Source organism: Clostridium estertheticum (assembly GCF_026650985.1).
In the GTDB taxonomy this organism is placed as follows: domain Bacteria; phylum Bacillota; class Clostridia; order Clostridiales; family Clostridiaceae; genus Clostridium_AD; species Clostridium_AD estertheticum_C.
In genome coordinates this window covers 3,764,221-3,784,893 of sequence record NZ_CP086239.1, presented here as the reverse complement: position 1 = coordinate 3,784,893, position 20,673 = coordinate 3,764,221, and the positions used below count along the sequence as shown (strand labels likewise).

At 33.0% G+C, this 20,673-nt stretch carries 25 protein-coding genes and 2 pseudogenes; 19 read left to right on the top strand and 8 right to left on the bottom strand.

What is annotated here, in order from left to right; all coding sequences use genetic code 11:
- Positions 1-138: 138 nt before the first annotated feature.
- Positions 139-1,608: a transcription termination factor Rho gene (gene rho / locus LL038_RS18185; RefSeq protein WP_216126317.1), complete on the top strand. Its 1,470-nt coding sequence runs from the start codon at positions 139-141 to the stop codon at positions 1,606-1,608.
- A gap of 117 nt (positions 1,609-1,725) precedes the next feature.
- Here rho and rpmE read toward each other — a convergent pair whose 3' ends face one another.
- Positions 1,726-1,944, bottom strand: a complete 219-nt coding sequence (rpmE, locus tag LL038_RS18180; RefSeq protein WP_151553952.1) for a 50S ribosomal protein L31 — start codon at positions 1,942-1,944, stop codon at positions 1,726-1,728.
- A 205-nt stretch (positions 1,945-2,149) separates the two neighbouring features.
- Between rpmE and LL038_RS18175 the strand changes: the two genes are divergently transcribed.
- From LL038_RS18175 to LL038_RS18120, 12 genes are all read left to right on the top strand, one after another.
- Positions 2,150-2,734 (top strand): thymidine kinase, encoded by a 585-nt coding sequence (locus LL038_RS18175; protein WP_216126315.1) that lies wholly within the window; start codon positions 2,150-2,152, stop codon positions 2,732-2,734.
- A gap of 2 nt (positions 2,735-2,736) precedes the next feature.
- Positions 2,737-3,642: a DUF1385 domain-containing protein gene (locus tag LL038_RS18170; RefSeq protein WP_216126313.1), complete on the top strand. Its 906-nt coding sequence runs from the start codon at positions 2,737-2,739 to the stop codon at positions 3,640-3,642.
- A 67-nt stretch (positions 3,643-3,709) separates the two neighbouring features.
- Positions 3,710-4,576 carry a peptide chain release factor N(5)-glutamine methyltransferase gene (gene prmC, locus LL038_RS18165; protein ID WP_418921892.1) on the top strand — a complete coding sequence of 289 codons (867 nt, stop codon included), beginning with the start codon at positions 3,710-3,712 and terminating at the stop codon, positions 4,574-4,576.
- Positions 4,577-4,694: 118 nt separating this feature from the next.
- Complete coding sequence (gene prfA / locus LL038_RS18160; protein WP_216126310.1) at positions 4,695-5,771, top strand: peptide chain release factor 1; 1,077 nt, start codon at positions 4,695-4,697, stop codon at positions 5,769-5,771.
- A 28-nt stretch (positions 5,772-5,799) separates the two neighbouring features.
- Complete coding sequence (locus tag LL038_RS18155; RefSeq protein WP_216126307.1) at positions 5,800-6,375, top strand: hypothetical protein; 576 nt, start codon at positions 5,800-5,802, stop codon at positions 6,373-6,375.
- A gap of 27 nt (positions 6,376-6,402) precedes the next feature.
- On the top strand, positions 6,403-7,449 hold the full coding sequence (locus LL038_RS18150; RefSeq protein ID WP_216126304.1) for an L-threonylcarbamoyladenylate synthase: 1,047 nt from the start codon (positions 6,403-6,405) through the stop codon (positions 7,447-7,449).
- Between the two features lie 54 nt (positions 7,450-7,503).
- A complete protein-coding gene (locus tag LL038_RS18145) occupies positions 7,504-7,701 on the top strand; it encodes a hypothetical protein (RefSeq protein ID WP_216126302.1) in 198 nt (65 codons plus the stop codon).
- 75 nt (positions 7,702-7,776) lie between these two features.
- On the top strand, positions 7,777-8,226 hold the full coding sequence (gene rpiB / locus LL038_RS18140) for a ribose 5-phosphate isomerase B (RefSeq protein WP_216126300.1): 450 nt from the start codon (positions 7,777-7,779) through the stop codon (positions 8,224-8,226).
- 20 nt (positions 8,227-8,246) lie between these two features.
- A complete protein-coding gene (gene upp / locus LL038_RS18135) occupies positions 8,247-8,876 on the top strand; it encodes a uracil phosphoribosyltransferase (protein ID WP_171297718.1) in 630 nt (209 codons plus the stop codon).
- A gap of 122 nt (positions 8,877-8,998) precedes the next feature.
- Complete coding sequence (locus LL038_RS18130) at positions 8,999-9,646, top strand: HTH domain-containing protein (RefSeq protein ID WP_216126298.1); 648 nt, start codon at positions 8,999-9,001, stop codon at positions 9,644-9,646.
- 250 nt (positions 9,647-9,896) lie between these two features.
- A complete protein-coding gene (locus LL038_RS18125) occupies positions 9,897-10,301 on the top strand; it encodes a hypothetical protein (protein ID WP_268055910.1) in 405 nt (134 codons plus the stop codon).
- A gap of 50 nt (positions 10,302-10,351) precedes the next feature.
- On the top strand, positions 10,352-10,852 hold the full coding sequence (locus LL038_RS18120; RefSeq protein WP_216126291.1) for a hypothetical protein: 501 nt from the start codon (positions 10,352-10,354) through the stop codon (positions 10,850-10,852).
- Positions 10,853-11,241: 389 nt separating this feature from the next.
- Here the strand turns inward: LL038_RS18120 and LL038_RS18115 are convergent, their stop codons facing one another.
- Positions 11,242-11,868: a flavodoxin family protein gene (locus LL038_RS18115; RefSeq protein ID WP_216126288.1), complete on the bottom strand. Its 627-nt coding sequence runs from the start codon at positions 11,866-11,868 to the stop codon at positions 11,242-11,244.
- 181 nt (positions 11,869-12,049) lie between these two features.
- Between LL038_RS18115 and LL038_RS18110 the strand changes: the two genes are divergently transcribed.
- From LL038_RS18110 to LL038_RS18105, 4 genes and pseudogenes are all read left to right on the top strand, one after another.
- Positions 12,050-12,616, top strand: a complete 567-nt coding sequence (locus tag LL038_RS18110; RefSeq protein ID WP_268055908.1) for a TetR/AcrR family transcriptional regulator — start codon at positions 12,050-12,052, stop codon at positions 12,614-12,616.
- A gap of 274 nt (positions 12,617-12,890) precedes the next feature.
- Positions 12,891-13,103 (top strand): annotated as a pseudogene (locus tag LL038_RS25605) (HTH domain-containing protein); the annotation flags it as partial.
- A gap of 25 nt (positions 13,104-13,128) precedes the next feature.
- Positions 13,129-13,323 (top strand): annotated as a pseudogene (locus LL038_RS25600) (hypothetical protein); the annotation flags it as partial.
- Positions 13,320-14,000: an IS3 family transposase gene (locus LL038_RS18105; protein ID WP_253200381.1), complete on the top strand. Its 681-nt coding sequence runs from the start codon at positions 13,320-13,322 to the stop codon at positions 13,998-14,000. The pseudogene LL038_RS25600 and the gene LL038_RS18105, both read left to right, overlap by 4 nt.
- 124 nt (positions 14,001-14,124) lie before the next feature.
- On the opposite strand, the gene LL038_RS18100 is transcribed toward LL038_RS18105, so the two are convergent.
- The 3 genes from LL038_RS18100 to LL038_RS18090 all read right to left on the bottom strand — a co-directional run bounded on the left by LL038_RS18100 (position 14,125) and on the right by LL038_RS18090 (position 16,178).
- Positions 14,125-14,550, bottom strand: coding sequence for a cupin domain-containing protein (locus LL038_RS18100; protein ID WP_216128146.1), 426 nt, complete (start codon positions 14,548-14,550; stop codon positions 14,125-14,127).
- A gap of 205 nt (positions 14,551-14,755) precedes the next feature.
- On the bottom strand, positions 14,756-15,325 hold the full coding sequence (locus LL038_RS18095; protein ID WP_216128144.1) for a flavin reductase family protein: 570 nt from the start codon (positions 15,323-15,325) through the stop codon (positions 14,756-14,758).
- Between the two features lie 226 nt (positions 15,326-15,551).
- Entirely contained in the window at positions 15,552-16,178 is a 627-nt protein-coding gene (locus LL038_RS18090) for a flavodoxin family protein (RefSeq protein ID WP_216128142.1), read from the bottom strand.
- Positions 16,179-16,359: 181 nt separating this feature from the next.
- Between LL038_RS18090 and LL038_RS18085 the strand changes: the two genes are divergently transcribed.
- Complete coding sequence (locus LL038_RS18085) at positions 16,360-16,932, top strand: TetR/AcrR family transcriptional regulator (protein ID WP_268055907.1); 573 nt, start codon at positions 16,360-16,362, stop codon at positions 16,930-16,932.
- Positions 16,933-17,041: 109 nt separating this feature from the next.
- Here the strand turns inward: LL038_RS18085 and LL038_RS18080 are convergent, their stop codons facing one another.
- From LL038_RS18080 to LL038_RS18070, 3 genes are all read right to left on the bottom strand, one after another.
- Positions 17,042-17,491 (bottom strand): VOC family protein, encoded by a 450-nt coding sequence (locus tag LL038_RS18080; protein ID WP_216125270.1) that lies wholly within the window; start codon positions 17,489-17,491, stop codon positions 17,042-17,044.
- Positions 17,492-18,162: 671 nt separating this feature from the next.
- Positions 18,163-18,708 (bottom strand): NADH peroxidase, encoded by a 546-nt coding sequence (locus LL038_RS18075; RefSeq protein ID WP_216125271.1) that lies wholly within the window; start codon positions 18,706-18,708, stop codon positions 18,163-18,165.
- A 202-nt stretch (positions 18,709-18,910) separates the two neighbouring features.
- Complete coding sequence (locus LL038_RS18070; protein ID WP_216125272.1) at positions 18,911-19,606, bottom strand: Crp/Fnr family transcriptional regulator; 696 nt, start codon at positions 19,604-19,606, stop codon at positions 18,911-18,913.
- Positions 19,607-19,744: 138 nt separating this feature from the next.
- On the opposite strand from LL038_RS18070, the gene LL038_RS18065 reads away from it, so the two are divergent.
- Positions 19,745-20,485 (top strand): ATP-binding protein, encoded by a 741-nt coding sequence (locus LL038_RS18065; protein ID WP_216125273.1) that lies wholly within the window; start codon positions 19,745-19,747, stop codon positions 20,483-20,485.
- The last annotated feature ends 188 nt before the right edge of the window (positions 20,486-20,673 follow it).

Below are 20,673 nucleotides of genomic sequence, written 5' to 3'. Positions count from 1 at the left end.
GATTAAAATTATGAAATAGGATATAATTAACACAATATATCATTTCAAAAAATTCAGTGGATAGTATACACGTTTTAAATTTCCATGATATTTATAAAATAGATATTACATATGAAATACCCTTCGGAGGTGCAGATTTTGATAAACAAAGATTTCGAAAATATGACAGTAATTGATCTAAAGCAGCGATGTAAAGAACTTGGTATTAAAAATATTTCTAAACTTAAAAAAAGTGAGTTAATTGTAGAAATCAACAAGGCATCACAAGTTTCTATGCAAAAAGATGGAGTAATTTTAAGAGAAAAGATAAGCCCCAAAAGCTCTTCTACAGTTGAAGAAAATGTTATAGATAATTCAGAAAAACATATCGAAACAAATTCAGCTCCAATTACTAAACCTACTTCTAATGAAAATATTGATACAGGTTTTAAAAATCAAAATGAAAATAAAAAAGAACAATTGCAAGAAATGATAAATGAATCAGGGTCGGCAAGAGGCGTGCTCGAAATAATTGAAAATAATAGCTATGGTTTTCTAAGAGGACACAATTATCTATCGGGTTCTGATGATATTTATGTTTCACCATCTCAAATTAGAAGATTTAATTTAAAGACAGGTGATGAAGTAGAAGGTAAAGTTAGAACACCTAAGGAAGGCGAAAAATTCAAGGCTTTACTATACGTACTGAAGGTAAATGGAGAAAATCCAGAGAGAGCAGTAGGTAGAAAACCTTTTGAAAAGCTAACCCCTATTTATCCAACACAAAGGCTAATACTTGAAACTAATGCAGCCGATTTATCTTCAAGAATGATGGATATTATTTCCCCTATAGGTAAAGGACAAAGAGGCATAATTGTAGCACAGCCAAAAGCAGGAAAAACGACACTTCTTAAAAAAATCGCTAATAGTATCTCAATAAATCATCCAAAAGTAAAATTAATAGTTGTTTTAATAGATGAAAGACCAGAAGAAGTAACTGACATGCAGAGATCTATTAAAGGCGAAGTTATATATTCAACATTTGATGAAGAACCAGATCATCATACAAAAGTAGCTTCTATGGTGCTTGAAAGAGCTAAAAGAATGGTTGAACAAGGTCAAGATGTAGTTATCTTACTAGATAGTTTAACTAGGCTTGCTAGGGCTTACAATTTAACTATAACACCTTCTGGAAGAACTTTATCTGGAGGACTTGATCCTAGCGCTCTTTTGATGCCAAAAAAATTCTTTGGAGCAGCTAGAAATATTGAAGAGGGCGGAAGTTTAACTATACTTGCGACAGCTCTTGTAGAAACAGGAAGCAGAATGGATGATATGATTTTTGAAGAATTTAAGGGAACTGGTAATATGGAAGTTCACTTGGATAGAAAACTTCAAGAAAGAAGAATATTCCCAGCTGTTGATATCTACAAATCAGGGACAAGAAGAGAAGATTTATTACTTACAAAGATTGAGATGGAGACTATATATAATTTAAGAAAAATAATGTATAGAGAAGGCAATGCTTTGGGCGTAACGGAAAAACTTCTTAATTTATTATCTACGACTAAGAGTAATAAGGAATTTTTAGAAATGATAAATAAGAATTTTGAATTATTAGCTAGATAATATTATTTAAACGGCATATAAAAAGATAGTATAATTATTTTTTATCTTATTATATGCCGTTTATTTTTTTATAAATGAAAAAATGGAAAAGATAATTAAATCTTTTCCATTACTATATTATTCTACATCTTCATTTTTTATGTTAAATTTCTTCATGAATCTATCAACTCTTCCACCGGCATCAATATTCTTTTGCTTACCAGTATAGAATGGATGGCAATTAGAACATACGTCTACTTTAAGTTCTTGTTTAGTAGATCCTGTAGTAAAAGTGTTTCCACATGCGCATTTAACGATTGTATCGTGATGATATTCTGGTTGTATTTCTTTTTGCATATTTTTCACCTCTTTTTAAAATAAATATATACCCGTATTGTCAACTACTCAATTTTATCATATAATTAATAATTAAGTCAATAAGAATAAAATTATTTTTTTACTTTATTATATAGTATATATTTGATAAAATATATATGGTTAAAATTTTTATTTGAATTAACTGTAATTTTAATAGGCGGTTGAATAAACTGGAGGTATAAATATGTACGGACCAAAAAATCATGGCTGGGTGGAAGTTATTATAGGACCTATGTACAGTGGAAAATCTGAGGAACTTATACGTAGAATAAGAAGAACTAAAATTGCAAAGCAAAAAGTGCAGGTTTTTAAACCGGAAATTGACAATAGATATAGTAAAGACGATGTGGTATCTCACTGTGGAGAAAAGGAAGAAGCGGTTAGGGTTAAGAATAGCTTGCAAATATTAGATCTTTTAGATGCGGATACACAAGTTATTGCTATCGATGAGGTACAGTTTTTTGACAAGGGTATTATAGATATAATTACATCACTTGCTGATAATAACAAAAGAGTTATATGTGCGGGACTAGATATGGATTTTAGAGGTGAACCATTCGGGCCTATACCAGCACTACTCGCAATAGCGGAATTTGTTGATAAAATTCAGGCAATTTGTGTAGTGTGTGGTAATCCTGCTACTAGAACTCAACGTCTAATTAATGGGAAACCAGCTAAATATGAAGATAAAATTGTATTGATTGGGGCTACGGAGTCGTATGAAGCAAGATGCAGAAAGTGTCATATTGTACCAAAAAAGGGGGTTTAACTATGGCTAGAAATACAAGCGTGGGAGGCCAAGCGGTAATTGAAGGGGTTATGATGAGAGGCTGCGATGGAATTGCAACTGCAGTGAGAACTGAGCAAGGAGAAATTGTAGTTGAGAAAAAAAGTTACACATCATATACTAAAAAGAATAAATTGGTAGGGCTACCAATAATAAGAGGGTTCATTTCCTTGATTGAATCATTAATTATAGGTATAAAGACATTAAATTATTCAGCTTCTTTTTTTGAAGAGGAAGGCGAACCTTCAAAATTAGATAAATGCATACAAAAATTGTTCAAGGAAAAAAGTAATGATGTAGTTATGGGGATATCTCTTGTAATTTCTTTGGCTCTATCTGTAGGATTGTTTTTTATTGTGCCGACCTTTGTGGCTAATTTATTTAGTAAATTGGGTACAAGTACAATGGGTATGAATATTGTAGAGGGAATTATTAGAGTTTTAATATTTTTGCTATATGTGTATTTAATAGGGAAAATGGAAGATATTAAGAGGGTGTATGAGTATCACGGTGCAGAACATAAAACTATATTTTGTTATGAGAACGAAGTTGAATTAACTCCAGAAAATGCTGCTAAATTTGGAAGACTACATCCAAGATGTGGAACGAATTTTTTGTTTCTAGTTATGATAGTTAGCATTATAGTGTTTTCTTTAACTGGTTGGAACTCAATTGGAGAAAGAATAATGTATAGAATTATATTACTTCCTTTCATTTCAGGCATAAGTTATGAAATTATTAAATGGATGGGGAAAAGCAAAAGTAACTTAGCTAAAATTCTTTCTTATCCAGGACTTAAATTACAAAACTTAACTACAAGAGAACCGGATTTATCTCAATTAGAAGTGGCAATAAGAGCACTTAAAGTAGCAGAAGGAATTGTAGATTAATTAGTATAAAACATAGAAATTATGAATAATACTTAAATGAAATGAATGGAGGTTGTGAAAAATTAATATAAGTAAAGAAAATACTATACAGAAAGTGCTTTTAGAGTCATATGAAATTTTAAAAAAGGTCAATATCGAAAGTTATTTGTTAGATTCACAACTTTTACTTGGTAAAGTTTTAAAAAAAGATAAATTGTTCATAATGATTAATAGAGACTTTAAGATTAGTATAGAACAAGAAAATGAGTTTTTTAGGTTAATTCAGATTAGAAAAAATAAAATGCCTATAAAATACATTCTTGGCGAGTGCGAATTTATGGGAATGGATTTCATAGTAAGACCGGGAGTCCTAATACCGAGGCCTGATACTGAAATTTTGGTTGAGGAAGTAATTAAACATGTAAAGGAAAAAGGACTTACGCAAATATGTGATGTTTGTACTGGAAGTGGAGCTATTGGTATATCAATAGCTGAGTTTATTAAAACTGTTAGAGTAACTCTTTGTGATATATCAGAAGATGCTTTAGCTGTTGCAAAGCTAAATATAGAAAGGTTTAAATTGTCTAAAAGAATCAATATAGAGCACAGTGATTTGTTACAAGTAGCAATAAATCAACATAAAAAATTTGAAGTAATAGTTTCTAATCCACCCTATATAAAAGAAGAGATCATACCTACTCTAATGGATGACGTAAAGGGTTATGAACCATTTATAGCACTATGTGGTGGGGAAGATGGTCTTGATTTTTATAGGAGAATTACAAAAGAAAGCATATTGGTTTTAGAAAAAGGTGGACTTTTAGCTTTTGAAATAGGATATGATCAAAAAGAAGCAGTTACAGATATATTGCTTAAGTCAGGATTTAATAATATAGAATGTATTAAAGATTTATCGGGAAATGATAGGGTTATTAAAGCTACATTAGTTGATTAATTATATACTGGAATAGTTGTTATAAAAGGGAAATAATTGGATAGAAGCAATTTGTATATTGCATCTGATTATGATATAATTAAGTAATGTGAAAATATATATACGGAGTGATAAAAAAATGTTAGATAGACTTGATTTTACGGAAAATAAATATGATGAACTTTCAATAAAAATTGGCGATCCATTGGTTATTGCTAATCAAAAAGAATGGCAAAAATTATGTAAAGAACATGCGGGACTTGAAATAATTGTTACAAAATATAGAATATATAAAAAAGCAAAACAAGATTTAGAAACAAATAAAGAAATGCTTAAAGAAGAATCTGATAAAGAAATGAAAGATATGATTCAAGAGGAAATTAAAGAATTAAACGAAATTAAGGAAACAACTCAGGAAGAATTAAGAGTTTTACTTTTGCCTAAGGACCCATATGATGAGAGAAATGTGTTTGTGGAAATTAGAGCAGGGGCTGGTGGAGATGAAGCGGCACTATTTGCAGCAAATCTATTTAGAATGTATACAAGATATGCAGAACGTAATAGGTGGAAAGTTGAAGTTATGAGTGCTAATGAAACTGATATTGGTGGATTTAAGGAAATAGTATTTATGATAAAAGGTGAATCTACCTATAGTAAATTCAAATATGAGAGTGGAGTTCATAGAGTTCAAAGAGTTCCAGATACTGAGTCAAGTGGAAGGATTCATACGTCTACAGCAACTGTAGCAGTTTTACCTGAAGTTGATGATGTTGACATTGAAGTTAATGCTAATGATTTAAGAATAGATGTGTTTAGAGCATCTGGTAATGGAGGACAATGCGTTAATACAACAGATTCAGCAGTAAGAATGACGCATATTCCAACAGGACTTGTAGTTTCTTGCCAGGATGAGAAATCCCAGTTAAAGAATAAAGAAAAAGCTCTGAAGATACTGAAATCTAGATTGTATGACAGAGCTGAGGCTGAGAGATCAGCAGGAATAGCTGAAGAGAGAAAGAGTCAAGTAGGTACTGGAGATAGAAGTGAGAGGATAAGAACATATAATTATCCTCAAGGCAGGATAACAGATCATAGAATCGGGTTAACCTTGTATAAATTAGATGCTTTTCTTGATGGAGACATAGATGAAATGCTGAATAGTTTAATAACTGCTGATCAAGCAGAAAAGATGAAAGCAATGGGTAATAATAACTAAAGTATTATTATGAGTGAAAGGTGAAATTATGAATATAAATAAAGCCATTAGAAAGCAAAAAAAAACTTATAAAAGGTTTATGCTATCAATGTGCTTTATTTTTGTTTTATTACCAATTGTACTAATGATATCAAATATTATGAGTATATTTTTTATAATTTATTTGATTTGCATAGAGGTGATGATTACTTTTGTGTTACTTCTTAGAATTAATGAAGAATATATTGATTTCAAACAGAATGGCTATAAAATCAGTATATGGTGTGGAATAGCAAGAGTTAAATTTATAATTATATGTAAAAAAGTTGATTTAGTGCATACAGAAGGTCATGGTAGGAATTTGAAAATTATTATAATAACAAAATCGGGGTTTAGAAACAAAAGAATTCGCCCTGTGGATATAAATTTTTTTATGAAATACCCTTATGTAGCTAAAATGTATATTGAAATTAAGACTCAAAATCCAGAAAAAACATATTACTATTTTGTAATTAATAATGGTGGATTTAGAAAATATAGTTTATTAAATGATTTATATAAAACTTGTAACCAAGCAGTGTTTTCAGATGATGCTATAGAAAATATAAAAGAATATAGAGAATAGGTGTTTATAAAATTAAGAGGTGTAAAGATGGATACAAAGATTGTGATTTTAGATGTAAATAGTATAGCACAAGATACAATTAATGAAGCAGGCCTAGTTATAAAAGAAGGCGGATTAGTTGCTTTTCCAACTGAAACGGTTTATGGCCTTGGAGCAAATGCCTTAGATAAGACTGCTGTAGAAAAGATTTTTAAGACGAAAGGTAGACCTCAGGATAATCCACTTATTGTGCATGTAGCTAATCGTAATATAGAGACCCTAGTTAAGGAAGTACCCAATATAGCTAAGGAAATAATGAGTAAATACTGGCCAGGACCAATAACATTAATTTTCAATAAGTCTGATTTGATTCCAAGTACTACGAGTGCGGGCCTTGATACTGTAGGCATACGTATGCCATCAAGTGTTATTGCGAGAAGGCTTATTGAAGCAGCTGGAACGCCTATTGCGGCTCCATCAGCTAATATATCTGGTAGACCTAGTCCTACAGAGGTAGAAAGTTGTATTGAAGATTTAAGTGGGAAGATAGAATATATTTTAGGCGGAGAAAAAAGCCAAATAGGAATTGAGTCAACAATAGTTGATTGTACATGTACTCCACCTTGCATACTTAGACCAGGAGCCATAACTATTGAGATGCTAAGAGAGATAGATGAGGATATATATATTGATAAGAATGTAATGTCTAAACCAAAAAAAGATTTTAAGCCTAAAGCACCTGGTATGAAGTATAGGCATTATGCACCAAAAGCCCCAGTAAAAATTATATGTGGAGACATAGAAAAAACTATTGCAAAAATCAATGAAATAGTGCAAACTAATATGGGCAACAAAAAAATAGGTATTATTGCAACAGACGAAACTAAAGATAAATATCCTTTTGGCACTGTTGTTTCTTTAGGAAATAGGAAACATTTAGAGACTGTGGGTAGAAACCTATTTGAAGTTTTAAGAAGTTTTGATGCTATAGATGTAGATTTAATATTATCAGAAGCCTTTGAGGAAAAGGGCCTCGGATATGCTATAATGAATAGGCTTAAGAAATCCGCAGGTTTTGATATAACTTACGTATAGGTAGATAAAACTTATAATTTGTATATATTTTAGGAAAATATAAGGAGGATGACTATGGATATATTATATGTTTGTAATGAAAAAATGAAAAGAAGCTATATTTTGGAAGCTGTTTTCAATAAAATATGTATTATAAACAATATAGTCCCCCAGGTTAGGAATATTTTATTTTCTTTAAAACAAATTAGTAGTTCAAAAAATAATGTGTATTTATTATTTGATAAGGTATGGAAGATAGTAGCATTTGAATAATTTATTTAAATGATAATATCTTCTTTTTTTGTAATATTATCTATTATAGCAAAAATATTTTGGAGGTGCTTTACAATGAGGATAGCATTGGGTAGTGATCATGGTGGTTTAAGCTTAAAAAAAGAAATAATTAAACATTTGAAGAGTAAAAATATTGAGGTAACAGACTTTGGTACTCATACTGAAGATTCCTGTGATTATCCGGATTATGCACTAAAGGTTGCAGAGGAAGTAGTAGCAGGAAACTTTGAGTTAGGAATACTCGTATGTGGTACAGGGATTGGAGTAAGCATTTGTGCTAATAAAGTACCTGGAATACGGGCTGCACTGTGCGCTGATACTTTTAGTGCTCATGCAACGCGCGAACATAATAATGCTAACATACTTACGCTTGGAGAACGAACTACAGGAATAGGATTAGCTTTAGACATAGTAGATACTTTTATTAATGCTAAATTTTTAGGCGAAAGACATCAAAGAAGAATTGATAAAATTACTGAAATTGAAAAAAAATACTGTAAATAAAATATTAGGAGGAAACACATATGAGTAAAGTAACACAAATTACACACCCACTTATACAACATAAATTGGCATATATAAGGGACAAAAACACAGGTTCAAAGTATTTTAGAGAGCTAGTTGAAGAAGTTGCTATGCTTATGGCTTATGAAGTTACACGTGACATACAATTAGAAGAAGTAGAAATCGAAACTCCTATTTGTACTACTAAATGTAAAGTTCTATCTGGAAAGAAAATGGCTATAGTACCTATACTTAGAGCAGGCCTTGGAATGGTTGATGGTGTTCTTAAACTTATACCAGCAGCTAAGGTTGGACATATAGGGATGTATAGGGATGAGGAAACGCTTCAACCGGTTGAATATTTCTGTAAATTGCCTCAGGATATTAGTGAAAGAGATGTAATTATTACGGATCCTATGATTGCTACAGGAGGATCTGCAATGGACGCAATTTCAGCTCTTAAGAAAAGAGGAGCTAAGAACATAAGACTTATGTGTCTTATAGCAGCACCTGAAGGAATTAAAGCTATTAGTGACGCACATCCAGATGTAGATATATATGCAGCTTCAATTGATGAAAAATTAAATGAACAAGGATATATTGTACCAGGTCTTGGAGATGCCGGAGACAGATTATTTGGAACTAAATAAAAAGCAAAAATAAAAAGCAACTTACAGAAAATTAAAATGGATCCTATATGATAGACACTAAAAAAAGTCTATTCATATGGGATCTTTTTTTGTACAATTAAATTAGAAAGGTTGTGAGCATTATGAGCAAAAAAATATTTACTAATGAACAAATTTTAGCGCTCTCAAAAAACAAATATATTAAACGAGTTAGTGAAAAAGGAATTACATATACAGATGAGTTCAAATCCTTATTTGTAGCTGAGCATATACTGGGGAAGTTATCGTCTCAAATTTTTCAAGATGCTGGGTTCGATATAGAAGCACTTGGTAATAATAGAATCAAATCTTCTAGTAAGAGGTGGCGCAATGCTTATAAGAAATCTGGCGAATTAGGCCTTACAGATACTAGAAAGTTTAGCAGTGGACGCCCGCTTAAACGTGAATTAACCCTAGAAGAAATAATCACAAGAAAAGATGTTGAGATCGAATATTGGAAGGCGGAAGCAGAACTATTAAAAAAAATCGAGCTGCAAGAAAGGCAGGTGAAAAACGGTAATTTAAGGATTTCTTCAATTTTTGCACTTATTCAGAACATCCTCTCTAAATCTAAATATAAATATAAAAATATGATTAGACATCTATGTGATGTAATTGGAGTATCAAGATCAGGTTATTACAATTACCTAAAATCAGAATCTACGCGTAATATTCGAGAGCAAAAAGATTTACAATTAAGGAGAATAGTTCTTAAAGCATTTGAACATAGGGGTTATATCTTCTGGAGTTAACAACTTGACTTTCGTTTTCTCGTATATAACCTCATTATCATTTGTAACTCTTTTATATATTAAGTTAGGTACTTGAATAATTGGAGTGCTCTGACTAAAATAGACATATGAAAGTACGTTTTTCTTTGATTTTCTCAGAATTTTATAAATTGCTATCTTTTATTGTCCTCAATGTATGCATGAACAACCATTTTACAAATTGATATGGCAAGTAAAAGAAATTTCGTACTGTAAAATTCATGGGGTTAAATTGGAACACTTTTGTTGGCAGTGCAAGAAAAAGATACCTATTATATCATCAGAAAGTCGGATGGGATATTGTCCATATTGTTTAGCAGATCTAAGCTTAACAACGGTTACTGAAGAAAAAAATAATTTGAATGATAGACTATATGAAGATTGGAAATATCTATTAGCTCCAAATATCCAGAATACTTCTAATAATTTAAATATAAATCAATTGTTTGCACTTAAACTTATATATATTGAGGAATACTTTAATAACCACAAAACTTGTGACAGACTCTTACAGACCGCTAGAAATAGCAAATCGATGGAAACTACTACCCATTTGCGTATTATTTTTAAAATAATACGCAAAGCAAATATTTCTATTAAGACTTTTTCAATCTACAAATACCAAGTGAATTTATAGATAAAATACTTAATCCAAATTATAACAAGTCACTTAGTTCAAATAATAAAATGATAGAATATTTTTCTTGTGCTTCACCTTGGTGTGCAAACTATAAAATACCTGGTTCATTAAAACGTACAGATACCTTAACTAAAATTTATAAGGATGGTTCAAAACATAGTTTTTACATATATTGTCCTAGCTGTAGTATAACTTACTGCTTAACTCATAAAGATAATAAATTAATTGAAAGAGGACATTTTATTTCCATAGATTGGTACAAAGTTAGAACATTAATTTTAGAAGGGAAATCAATAGCTGAAACTTCACGTATATTAGATATATCTGAAGATATGATAACACGATCAATAATATTTATGGTTTCAAATAACTTAATTTCTCAGGATAACCTTCCATTAAAAGTACCAAACTTTCATGATAAAAAAATTATAGATTACTTTAGAAACCATATAAAATTAGGTATTAAAAGTAATTATATTCGAAAAAAACTTTCTCTCTCTTATAATGAATTTTTATATTATTGGCTTTATGCAGATATACACCTATAACATATAAAACATACATGTTATAAGAAAATTTCTAAAAAGCCAGTTGTTAATTATAAAGAGAAATTAGATATAGGCATTAATTATGTCTAATGATATTATTACAGTTCGAAAAGTTTGTAAACAGATAAACGCTTACTATTTATTCAATATGAACAAACCGATAGAATCAGGCGTTCCCAAATCTTACGACCTGAAGTAGCCAAACCACTAGACGAGGATGAGCACGAAGATTAAATTGCAATCTACCCCTACAAGATTTACATGAGCATACTACATCGATTGATGGAAGTAGAAATAGCCGGTTGGGGTGAATTTGAAATCACCTTGACCGGCTATTTTTGTTTTCCAAGGGGTGCAAATGAATCTGAGCGGAACCAGGACTTCTTTTTTTATCGAATAAAGTTGGTCATTACAGGAGCTTCTTTTTCCGGTAATGCCAAACCTGCAGCTTTTCCCGCCTCAATAGATTTCAGTAACCATGCCATATTATTACCTAGAGTACGCAGTGTTTGCATACCTTCCAAGTCCTGCTGCACCTCTTCTGGAGTATTTCCATGTACCATATTCCAATATTGAGATGATACGATAGGCATATTGCTCATTGTAAAATATTTGTTGATTTGGTCAAATGTAGCCGTAGTGCCACCACGACGAGCGCTTACAACTGCTGCTACAGGTTTGTAGGCTAATTTTCCGCCCCACATGTTGGCAAAGAATGCCCTATCCATAAAGGAGGTTAACGTTCCGGTAGCAGAAGCAAAATGTACTGGAGAGCCGAACACAAAACCATCTGCCTCAGTGGCCTTACTTAAAAATTCATTTACTGAATCATTCATACAACATTGGCCTGTTTTCATACAAGAATAACAACCTAGACAGCCGGAAACTGGCTTTGCCCCTAAATTAAAGATTTCTGTTTCAATACCTTGTTTTTCTAATGCTCCGGCTACTTCAGCCAAGGCAGTATAAGTACACCCTTTTTCATGAGGACTTCCATTAACTAATAATACTTTCATTTAAATAACACTCCTTTTGATTTTTCGCCATTTAATACACTTGTATTTACTAATGCGCATCTGTATACTATTATATAGAGAAATAGATTCTTTGCAATTTCCAGATATCTACGATTCGTGCATTAGTGCACAGGTTAATTAAATTTGATAATTATTTCAGAGAAAGGGTGACTATTATAACATGTCTAAGGTGGATAGAAGAATACTCAAATCTCAAGAAGCGATAAGAAAAGCCATTATTGAGCTGATGTCTGAAAAAACTTTTAATGATATTACGATACAGGAGATTTCTGACAGGGCAAATGTAAGCCGAAGAACCATCTATCTTCATTATACGGATAAATTTGATCTATTGGATAAGCTTATTGAAAAACATATTAACGAATTGCGGGAACTCTGCGAATCGGCAGCCGACATGAGTCATATAGATGCGGAATTATTGTCGTTCAAATACTTTGAGCGTAATTATTTATTCTTCTCTTCCATGTTAGCGAGTCATGGAGCTCCTTACTTTCATCGTCGATTTCTTGAATTTATTCTGGAAAGGATACAATACAAACTGGAAAGAATAAAAAATAAAGTTGATGTAAAAGAAGGAATAAATCATGGATTAAGTGAAGGCGATGATGTGTTTATCCAATTTTTTGGAGCAGCCTTCGTGGGGATCGTGGAATGGTGGTTCAAGAATGGAATGCCTTACCCGCCTCATGTTATGGCACAAAGAGTTGGGATATTGTTAGATAGGTAACGAAATATTTTCATATTTCGCTGAACATACTACTGTTTTCTTTGAAAAAGTATCAAAGTATCTGCCAATTCTGATTACACTTTGACATAATTAGAAACGAAAATTACTCAAATAAAAAGTAGTCTGACAGAAATTAAAATGGACCCTATAAGGTAGACAGTTAAAAAAGTGGCATATTTGTCTCGAAAAACTAACTGACTCTACTTTGTAGGGTCTTTTTGTTATAATTAATATATCAAGTTAGGGGTGAGCTGCTACGGGGAATAAATGTTTTACGGAAGAACAACAAAATGAACTGCGGAATAATCCATATGTTCAAAAGGTAAGTGTAAAATCAATTACCTATACAAAAATTTTTAAAGAGAAATTTAAAGAAGAATATGACACTGGGAAGTTGCCATCTCAAATTTTAAGTGATATGGGGTTTGATCAACAAATGTTTGGAAAGGGACGAAAAACTAGTCTTGTAACCAGAATGAAGGTATGAATTACGACCCGAAGGGTTTGAAGACACCAGAAAAAATAACTCTGGACGTCCAACCACAAGGCAACTCAGCGATGTTGAGAAAATAAAGCATTTAGAGCAAAAAATTGCATACTTAAACCAAGAAAATGAATTTCTAAAAAAAAACAATCAAATGGATCGGCAGGCAAACTGGGAATACAAGCGAAAGCACCCATCAAATACAAACTCATCAAAAAAATGATTGAACAAAATAACAACCTGTTAAATATCAGCTTGCTTTGCCAAACAGCTGAAGTATCGCACTCAGGGTACTACCAATGGCAAAACAATGTAGATACAAGAAATGAGAAGGAAGAACTAGACAAAAAAGATTTTGAACTTATCCTAGAAGCGTATAAGTTTCGTGGTTATGACAAGGGTTCACGTGGAATACATATGCGCCTTCTGAATCAAGGAATTAGAATGAATCGCAAGAAAATACATCGTCTTATGAACAAATACAAGCTAATGTGTCCGATACGCAAAGCAAATCCATATCGACGTATGGCAAAAGCCATGAAGACCAACAATATTTCTGAAAACCTGGTAAACAGAGAGTTCCAAGAACATGGCCCTGGTATGATACTTCTCACTGATACAAGCATATCTTTTCGACAGCTTTTAAAAGACAAGAAACTACGTCAGTCTATGTCCAGGCGAGGCAACTGTTGGGACAATGCTCCACAGGAATCATTTTTCGGCCATATGAAGGATGAAATACATCTTGAACGATGCTCCAGTATATTGGATTTAAGGTTTGTGATTGATGATTATATGGACTATTACAACAATGATCGTTACCAATGGGGACTAGCAAAATTATCACCAAATCAATATTCTACTTACTTAAAAAACGGTGAATATCCTATAAAAATATAGAAAAATACCCTCATATCATATTTATGATGGGAGGGTATTTTATTTAAGCCACTTTTTTAAAATGTCCTTGACACAGGGTCCACTTTAAATCCTGCCAGACTACTTTTTCAATTAAGTATCTATGTTATATATCCATCCAAGAAGCCTTGGCGTCACCAAGTATGCCATCTTCTTGAGCGGCCTGAGTTAAACTGCCATCTTGATCCTGAATACAAATATAATATAGATCTTTATCACCAGCTTTGCAAGCACGTTCCCCAGAAGGAGCTACTCGTACCAGGCTACCCTCCTGAACAGGAAATTCGACTCCATCAACAAAAAAAGTTCCATTACCGCCAGTAATAATATAGAGTTCTTCGTTCTTTTTATGAGCATGAGCAAACGGCATTCCCGTTCCGGCTGCGAGGCAGTTCAGAGATACTTCACAGCCCGTAAGACCAAGATCATTACCCATGAAATATTTACCCTTAAAGCCTTTAAAATCCAGATTTAGAAGATTCTCGAATGAACCAATGTCCATTAAAGAAAAGTTATCACTCTTGTTTGTCATGTAATTACCCCTTTCTGCGTTTAAAATAACTTTCAATCTTACACTTAGATTTTCTCACCCCCTTTTATGTGTATATGCGTTCAATTTTAAATAAAAACTCAAAATGCTTATATTTAAATAAATGCTGTGACATACTCTTTACCTCATTTTTCAAGTTTACGGTAAGATTAATCACAGTTTTATTTTTGCACCGGAACCAGAATTATTACCGATGTTTATTGCCAATCGCAAAAGACTGTCCCACTTTTCCACCCAGTGTATGATAGGCATTATTTTTGGGGATATAGACAAGCGGATTCAAAGCTTCGATTGCTATGTGCCCTGTATCATCTAGAAACATTTCTTCAATTTTCATATCCACAATTTCCCCGATAAACTGGGTATGCAATCCAATCTTAATTGTATGCAGAACTTTGCATTCCAGGACCAGCGGGAACTCAGCCACATATGGCGCATCGACAATTTCGCTGTTAACAGCAGTCAGTCCCAGTTTTGAAAACTTATCCGCATTTCTCCCTGATTCCATTCCAATGTAATCCGCTTCACTTATGTATTGCAATGAAGGCAAATTAACTGTAAAAGCCTTACGTTCCATAATATTTTCATATGTTAATGTTGCTTCCCTAAGAGATACCGCGATGCAGGCCGGCACCGAACAACATACGCCGCCCCAGCCTGCTGTCATCAAATTCGGGGTTCCATCTTTTGAATAAGATCCGATAACCCACACCGGACAAGGCACAACCTGTGCAGATAATGAAATAGATTTTTTCACGTCTATACCTCCTGTTATTTTTGATATAGAAAGGATGCACTTCCGCTATCACGCTCTTATTGTGGGTCGTACATTAGCTGAAAGCATCCATTTCTTTTTGACACTGAAAATGCATTGAATAAATTTATTTTAAATTCATGCGAGCTGTATACATCACAAAACTATTCGCTTACCGATTTTATCAAACTTATTCGAGCGAATCTGAGCGGAATCAGGACTTCTTTTTTTACCGAATAAAGTTGGTCATTACAGGAGCTTCTTTTTCCGGTAATGCCAAACCTGCAGCTTTTCCCGCCTCAATAGATTTCAGTAACCATGCCATATTATTACCTAGAGTACGCATTGTTTGCATGCCTTCCAAGTCCTGCTGCACCTCTTCTGGAGTATTTCCATGTACCATATTCCAATATTGGGATGATACGATAGGCATATTGCTTATTGTAAAATATTTGTTGATCTGGTCAAATGTAGCCGTAGTTCCACCACGACGAGCGCTTACAACTGCTGCTGCAGGTTTGAAGGGTAATTTCCCGTTCCACCTGTTGGCAGAGAAGGCCCTATCCATAAAGGAGGTTAACGCTCCGGTAGCAGAAGCAAAATGTACTGGAGAGCCGAACACAAAACCATCTGCCTCACCGGCCTTACTTAAAAATTCATTTACTGAATCATCCATAAAGCATTGGCCTGTTTTCATACAAGCAGAACAACCTAGACAGCCGGAAACTGGCTTTGCCCCTATATTAAAGATTTCTGTTTCAATACCTTGTTTTTCTAATGCTCCGGCTACTTCATCCAAGGCAGTATAAGTACACCCTTTTGCATGAGGACTTCCATTAACTAATAATACTTTCATTTAAGTAACACTCCTTTTGATTTTTCGCAATTTAATACGCTTGTATTTACTAATGCGCATCTGTATACTATTATATAGAGAAATAGATTCTTTGCAATTTCCAGATATCTACGATTCGTGCATTAGTGCACAGGTTAATTAAATTTGATAATTATTTCAGAGAAAGGGTGACTATTATAACATGTCTAAGGTGGATAGAAGAATACTCAAATCTCAAGAAGCGATAAGAAAAGCCATTATTGAGCTGATGTCTGAAAAAACTTTTAATGATATTACGATACAGGAGATTTCTGACAGGGCAAATGTAAGCCGAAGAACCATCTATCTTCATTATACGGATAAATTTGATCTATTGGATAAGCTTATTGAAAAACATATTAACGAATTGCGGGAACTCTGCGAATCGGCAGCCGACATGAGTCATATAGATGCGGAATTATTGTCGTTCAAATACTTTGAGCGTAATTATTTATTCTTCTCTTCCATGTTAGCGAGTCATGGAGCTCCTTACTTTCATCGTCGATTTCTTGAATTTATTCTGGAAAGGATACAATACAAACTGGAAAGAATAAAAAATAAAGTTGATGTAAAAGAAGGAATAAATCATGGATTAAGTGAAGGCGATGATGTGTTTATCCAATTTTTTGGAGCAGCCTTCGTGGGGATCGTGGAATGGTGGTTCAAGAATGGAATGCCTTACCCGCCTCATGTTATGGCACAAAGAGTTGGGATATTGTTAAATAGGAATCTATAATCCATGAAGAGTTTTACCAGGCACGCAAAAAGATAAGCGATGAGGTAAGCAATCTTCCTGCCGGCATCATCGGTTCCATGAGGAGGTTGCATCGATCAATACCGGGCTGTCATTGGGGATGAGCCTGACCAAGGTGACGGATCAGGCCGTCAACATTCGTTCGGCAGTCGACGAATTCATGATCAAGTTCTTTGTCGCTCCTGGGGTCGTTCTTGGCCTTAAGAAGAGCAATCTTGATATTGTTCTTTGGGTCGATCCAGCTATGAGTCGTCATCCCGAAAACATCGGAGTAGAATCGTGCGGCTCCGTCGGCGTCGGTAGTCCAAGCATGCACGTGGTCAAACCTTTCGATTCCCAATGTTCCCTGCGGGGTAACTAACGGCTTATACAAAGGCATCATGTTCTTAATTAAGCCATCATCCCCTTCAAACTCACTCAGCTCGATGAACAGCACAAAAGTCTTCTCTGGGTCATCCATCCAGCCGTGCATGTGATGCATTGCGATAAGTTCCATGCTCGACTTTCCCTTATTACCATTTGTATGACTTTTGTTGCTCATAAAATATTCTCCTTGTAAGATATATTTCGGGTTCAGGTTTACAAAAACCCCCGAACGTTCTTTGATAAATTAACTTTATTGTTCCGAGCGGTGTATCCTCCTTTAAGTTGATAACTTAATGCTAACATAACTTATCAATCAAACCCATAACGCAATATGCGAATAAATTCGCATATCAGTTGAAGTAGATATCCCTTGTTTCATCTTAGAATACAAGTATTCACTAATATTATACTTGAAACAGAAGTATAGTTTCAATATTTTTACAAGTGTATATTTTAAATTATAACTTTTACATTGGTCTTTGCATACAATTTCATAAACATTTTTGCACTTGTAATCAAATCATTACAAGTGTTTTTTATGTTGCAAAACCTATGTAAAAATCAATGTTATTTTAAGTAAACCCTTGTTACTACTGGCTTTGAGTCACTTCTCGTTGGCATTTGCCCTTGAGTAACTTTTTTACCCCTTATTTTTTACGATTTGCCCACGAGTTTTCCCTTGAGATTTATAAAAACCCTCAAAAACATTATCCTCTATAGCACATACCTTCGTTCCTCAATCCGTGTACTGCGTACATAGAGTCGGTACATAAAGAAGCCCCTACAACCCTTCATTTACAAAGGATTGTAGGGGCTATGTTAGTCGTTAATATCGTCATGGTCGGCTTAGTTGAAATATCTATTTAATAATCCTTGGAATGCGCGACCATGACGAGCTTCATCTTTACACATTTCATGTACTGTATCATGTATAGCATCATAGTTAAGTTTTTTAGCTAAAGTAGCTAAATCTTTTTTACCTTGACAAGCACCATGTTCTGCATCAACTCTCATTTCAAGATTTTTCTTAGTATCACCTGTTACTACTTCTCCAAGCATTTCTGCGAATTTTGAAGCATGATCAGCTTCCTCAAAGGCAATTCTTTTATAAGCTTCTGCAACTTCTGGGAAACCTTCTCTATCAGCTTGACGACTCATTGCTAAGTACATACCAACCTCACTACACTCTCCAACAAAGTTAGCTCTTAATGCTTCTACAACTTCAGCGTCTACTCCTTTGGCAACTCCAACTTTATGCTCATCTGCCCATTCCATGTCACCTTCAGTTTTCTCTATAAATTTATCACTTTTAGCTCCACAAACAGGACAGACATCAGGTGCAGATTCCCCTTCATAGATATATCCACATACTGTACAAACAAATTTCTTCATATATATTTCCTCCTCGTATTCTTTTGAGTAAGACTACAATTATAAATTGTATCCCCTCATATATTAGTTATATAATTTACTAAGTAGAATCAAAATTAGTGTTTATCTTTGCTACAATTACAACTATACATCAATGGATAACAATTATCAAGTAAAATTTAATATCTTTTAAGAAACAGTTCGGGAATATTCGACAATTGGATCAAATTAGAATGTCCTCAATTCCATTTAAATCTTTTATTTGAAATAGATTTTTATTAAAATCTATTAACCCATCACTTTTCATATTAACAAGTTCTCTTGATAGAGATGGCCGTTGTACACCAAGATGCTCAGCAAGATTTTTCCTTGACATTGGAAGTATTAGTTCTAAATTTTTTTGAATTTCATATTGAGATAATAAATAGTTAGATATTTTTTGCCTTAAAGTTTCAAAAGATAGTTCCTTAATTTTTCGATTTAATAGAAGAATTTTGCTAGATAATAATTGCATGAAATTATTCAACACTATAGGATAGGCGCTACACATAGATATAACATCTTTTTTTGAAATATAGAGTATTATTGAACCAATAGATGAGATTATAGTAGCGGGATATATATTTGTCTCTGAGAAAGCTATTGCTTCACCAAAAATTTTTCCTTTATTTAATTTTGCTAGGGTAACAATTTTTCCACTAGCGTAATGTTTTTGAACCTCTAGTTCACCTTCGATGACAATTCCTAGTGAGTCACAGATATCTCCCTCAAGGGCTACTATAGATGTGTGATAATCATCACTATTTTTAGAGTTATCGGAAATTGAATAGTTTATACTTATAATTAAATTTTGAAGCTCTAGAGAAGTTAAACCTTTAAATAAAATACAGTGTTTTAAATTGTTTACTAAATTATCCATCGAATCACCCTTAAATTTTTATTTTGGTAACATGAGTTACATATTATTATAAGTAATTTTAATATAATTAGCCTATACAGTCAATCGAAAAGTTAATTAGTAAGCAAATATATATTTAAAAATTTGGGAGGTTTTAAAATGAAAAGAGATATCATTAATATAGATGAAAGTAAATGTAATGGTTGTGGATTATGTATAAATGCATGTCATGAAGGAGCTATAGAACTCGTGGATGGTAAGGCTAAATTAATAAGTGATGAGTATTGTGATGGATTAGGTGATTGTCTGCCGGAATGCCCGGTTGATGCTATTAAAATAATTCAGAGAGACGCTATGAATTATGATATTGAGGCTGTTTTAATTAAAAAGGAGAAAAGTGATAACAAAGAAGGTAAGAAGAGTGATCTACCTTGTGGATGTCCTGGTACAATGGAAAAGTCTATAAAAAGAAATATAAGTTCTAATTTAGTACAATCAAAAGTTAGAGTAAACACGAATGTAGAAGAACCAGTAGCTTCAATGTTAAATCAATGGCCAGTACAGCTAAAGTTAGTTAACTCAAAGGCAGGATTTCTAAAAGGGGCAGATATATTAATTGCTGCAGATTGTACTGCATATGCTTATGGAAATTTCCATAAGGAGTTTATTAAAGGGAGAATAACTTTAATAGGTTGCCCGAAGCTTGATGATAATGACTATTATAGAGATAAAATTGCTGAAATATTAGAAAATAATGAAATTAAGAGTATTACGGTTATTAGAATGGAAGTACCTTGCTGTGCTGGTATTGTTTTTTCTGTAAAGGAAGCTATGCTTAAAGCTAGAGTAATAGTTCCATACAAAGAGATAACCATTGGTATAAACGGAGTAATAGTATAGTCTTATTTTAATTAATTATAAAATTATAAAATTATAACTATTATAGGTTTAAGCCAGCTTAGAAAAGCATATATTACACAACCGTAATATATGCTTTTTTTTACTTTATAGTAAATTAACATATATAGTTTATCAAACACTTTAAATTTTTATTGTTTTAGTGTAAAATAATAGTGATTGATTATTGG

Coding starts and splice junctions, on each gene's coding strand:
- LL038_RS18155 (WP_216126307.1), top strand. CDS start 5,800: ATGAATATAAATAAAGCCATTAGAAAGCAAAAAAAAACTTATAAAAGG.
- LL038_RS18175 (WP_216126315.1), top strand. CDS start 2,150: ATGTACGGACCAAAAAATCATGGCTGGGTGGAAGTTATTATAGGACCT.
- LL038_RS18085 (WP_268055907.1), top strand. CDS start 16,360: ATGTCTAAGGTGGATAGAAGAATACTCAAATCTCAAGAAGCGATAAGA.
- LL038_RS18080 (WP_216125270.1), bottom strand. CDS start 17,491: ATGAGCAACAAAAGTCATACAAATGGTAATAAGGGAAAGTCGAGCATG.
- LL038_RS18130 (WP_216126298.1), top strand. CDS start 8,999: ATGAGCAAAAAAATATTTACTAATGAACAAATTTTAGCGCTCTCAAAA.
- upp (WP_171297718.1), top strand. CDS start 8,247: ATGAGTAAAGTAACACAAATTACACACCCACTTATACAACATAAATTG.
- rpiB (WP_216126300.1), top strand. CDS start 7,777: ATGAGGATAGCATTGGGTAGTGATCATGGTGGTTTAAGCTTAAAAAAA.
- LL038_RS18075 (WP_216125271.1), bottom strand. CDS start 18,708: ATGAAGAAATTTGTTTGTACAGTATGTGGATATATCTATGAAGGGGAA.
- LL038_RS18065 (WP_216125273.1), top strand. CDS start 19,745: ATGAAAAGAGATATCATTAATATAGATGAAAGTAAATGTAATGGTTGT.
- LL038_RS18120 (WP_216126291.1), top strand. CDS start 10,352: ATGATAGAATATTTTTCTTGTGCTTCACCTTGGTGTGCAAACTATAAA.
- LL038_RS18170 (WP_216126313.1), top strand. CDS start 2,737: ATGGCTAGAAATACAAGCGTGGGAGGCCAAGCGGTAATTGAAGGGGTT.
- LL038_RS18110 (WP_268055908.1), top strand. CDS start 12,050: ATGTCTAAGGTGGATAGAAGAATACTCAAATCTCAAGAAGCGATAAGA.
- prfA (WP_216126310.1), top strand. CDS start 4,695: ATGTTAGATAGACTTGATTTTACGGAAAATAAATATGATGAACTTTCA.
- LL038_RS18070 (WP_216125272.1), bottom strand. CDS start 19,606: ATGGATAATTTAGTAAACAATTTAAAACACTGTATTTTATTTAAAGGT.
- LL038_RS18105 (WP_253200381.1), top strand. CDS start 13,320: ATGATTGAACAAAATAACAACCTGTTAAATATCAGCTTGCTTTGCCAA.
- LL038_RS18145 (WP_216126302.1), top strand. CDS start 7,504: ATGGATATATTATATGTTTGTAATGAAAAAATGAAAAGAAGCTATATT.
- LL038_RS18100 (WP_216128146.1), bottom strand. CDS start 14,550: ATGACAAACAAGAGTGATAACTTTTCTTTAATGGACATTGGTTCATTC.
- LL038_RS18115 (WP_216126288.1), bottom strand. CDS start 11,868: ATGAAAGTATTATTAGTTAATGGAAGTCCTCATGAAAAAGGGTGTACT.
- LL038_RS18090 (WP_216128142.1), bottom strand. CDS start 16,178: ATGAAAGTATTATTAGTTAATGGAAGTCCTCATGCAAAAGGGTGTACT.
- rpmE (WP_151553952.1), bottom strand. CDS start 1,944: ATGCAAAAAGAAATACAACCAGAATATCATCACGATACAATCGTTAAA.
- LL038_RS18150 (WP_216126304.1), top strand. CDS start 6,403: ATGGATACAAAGATTGTGATTTTAGATGTAAATAGTATAGCACAAGAT.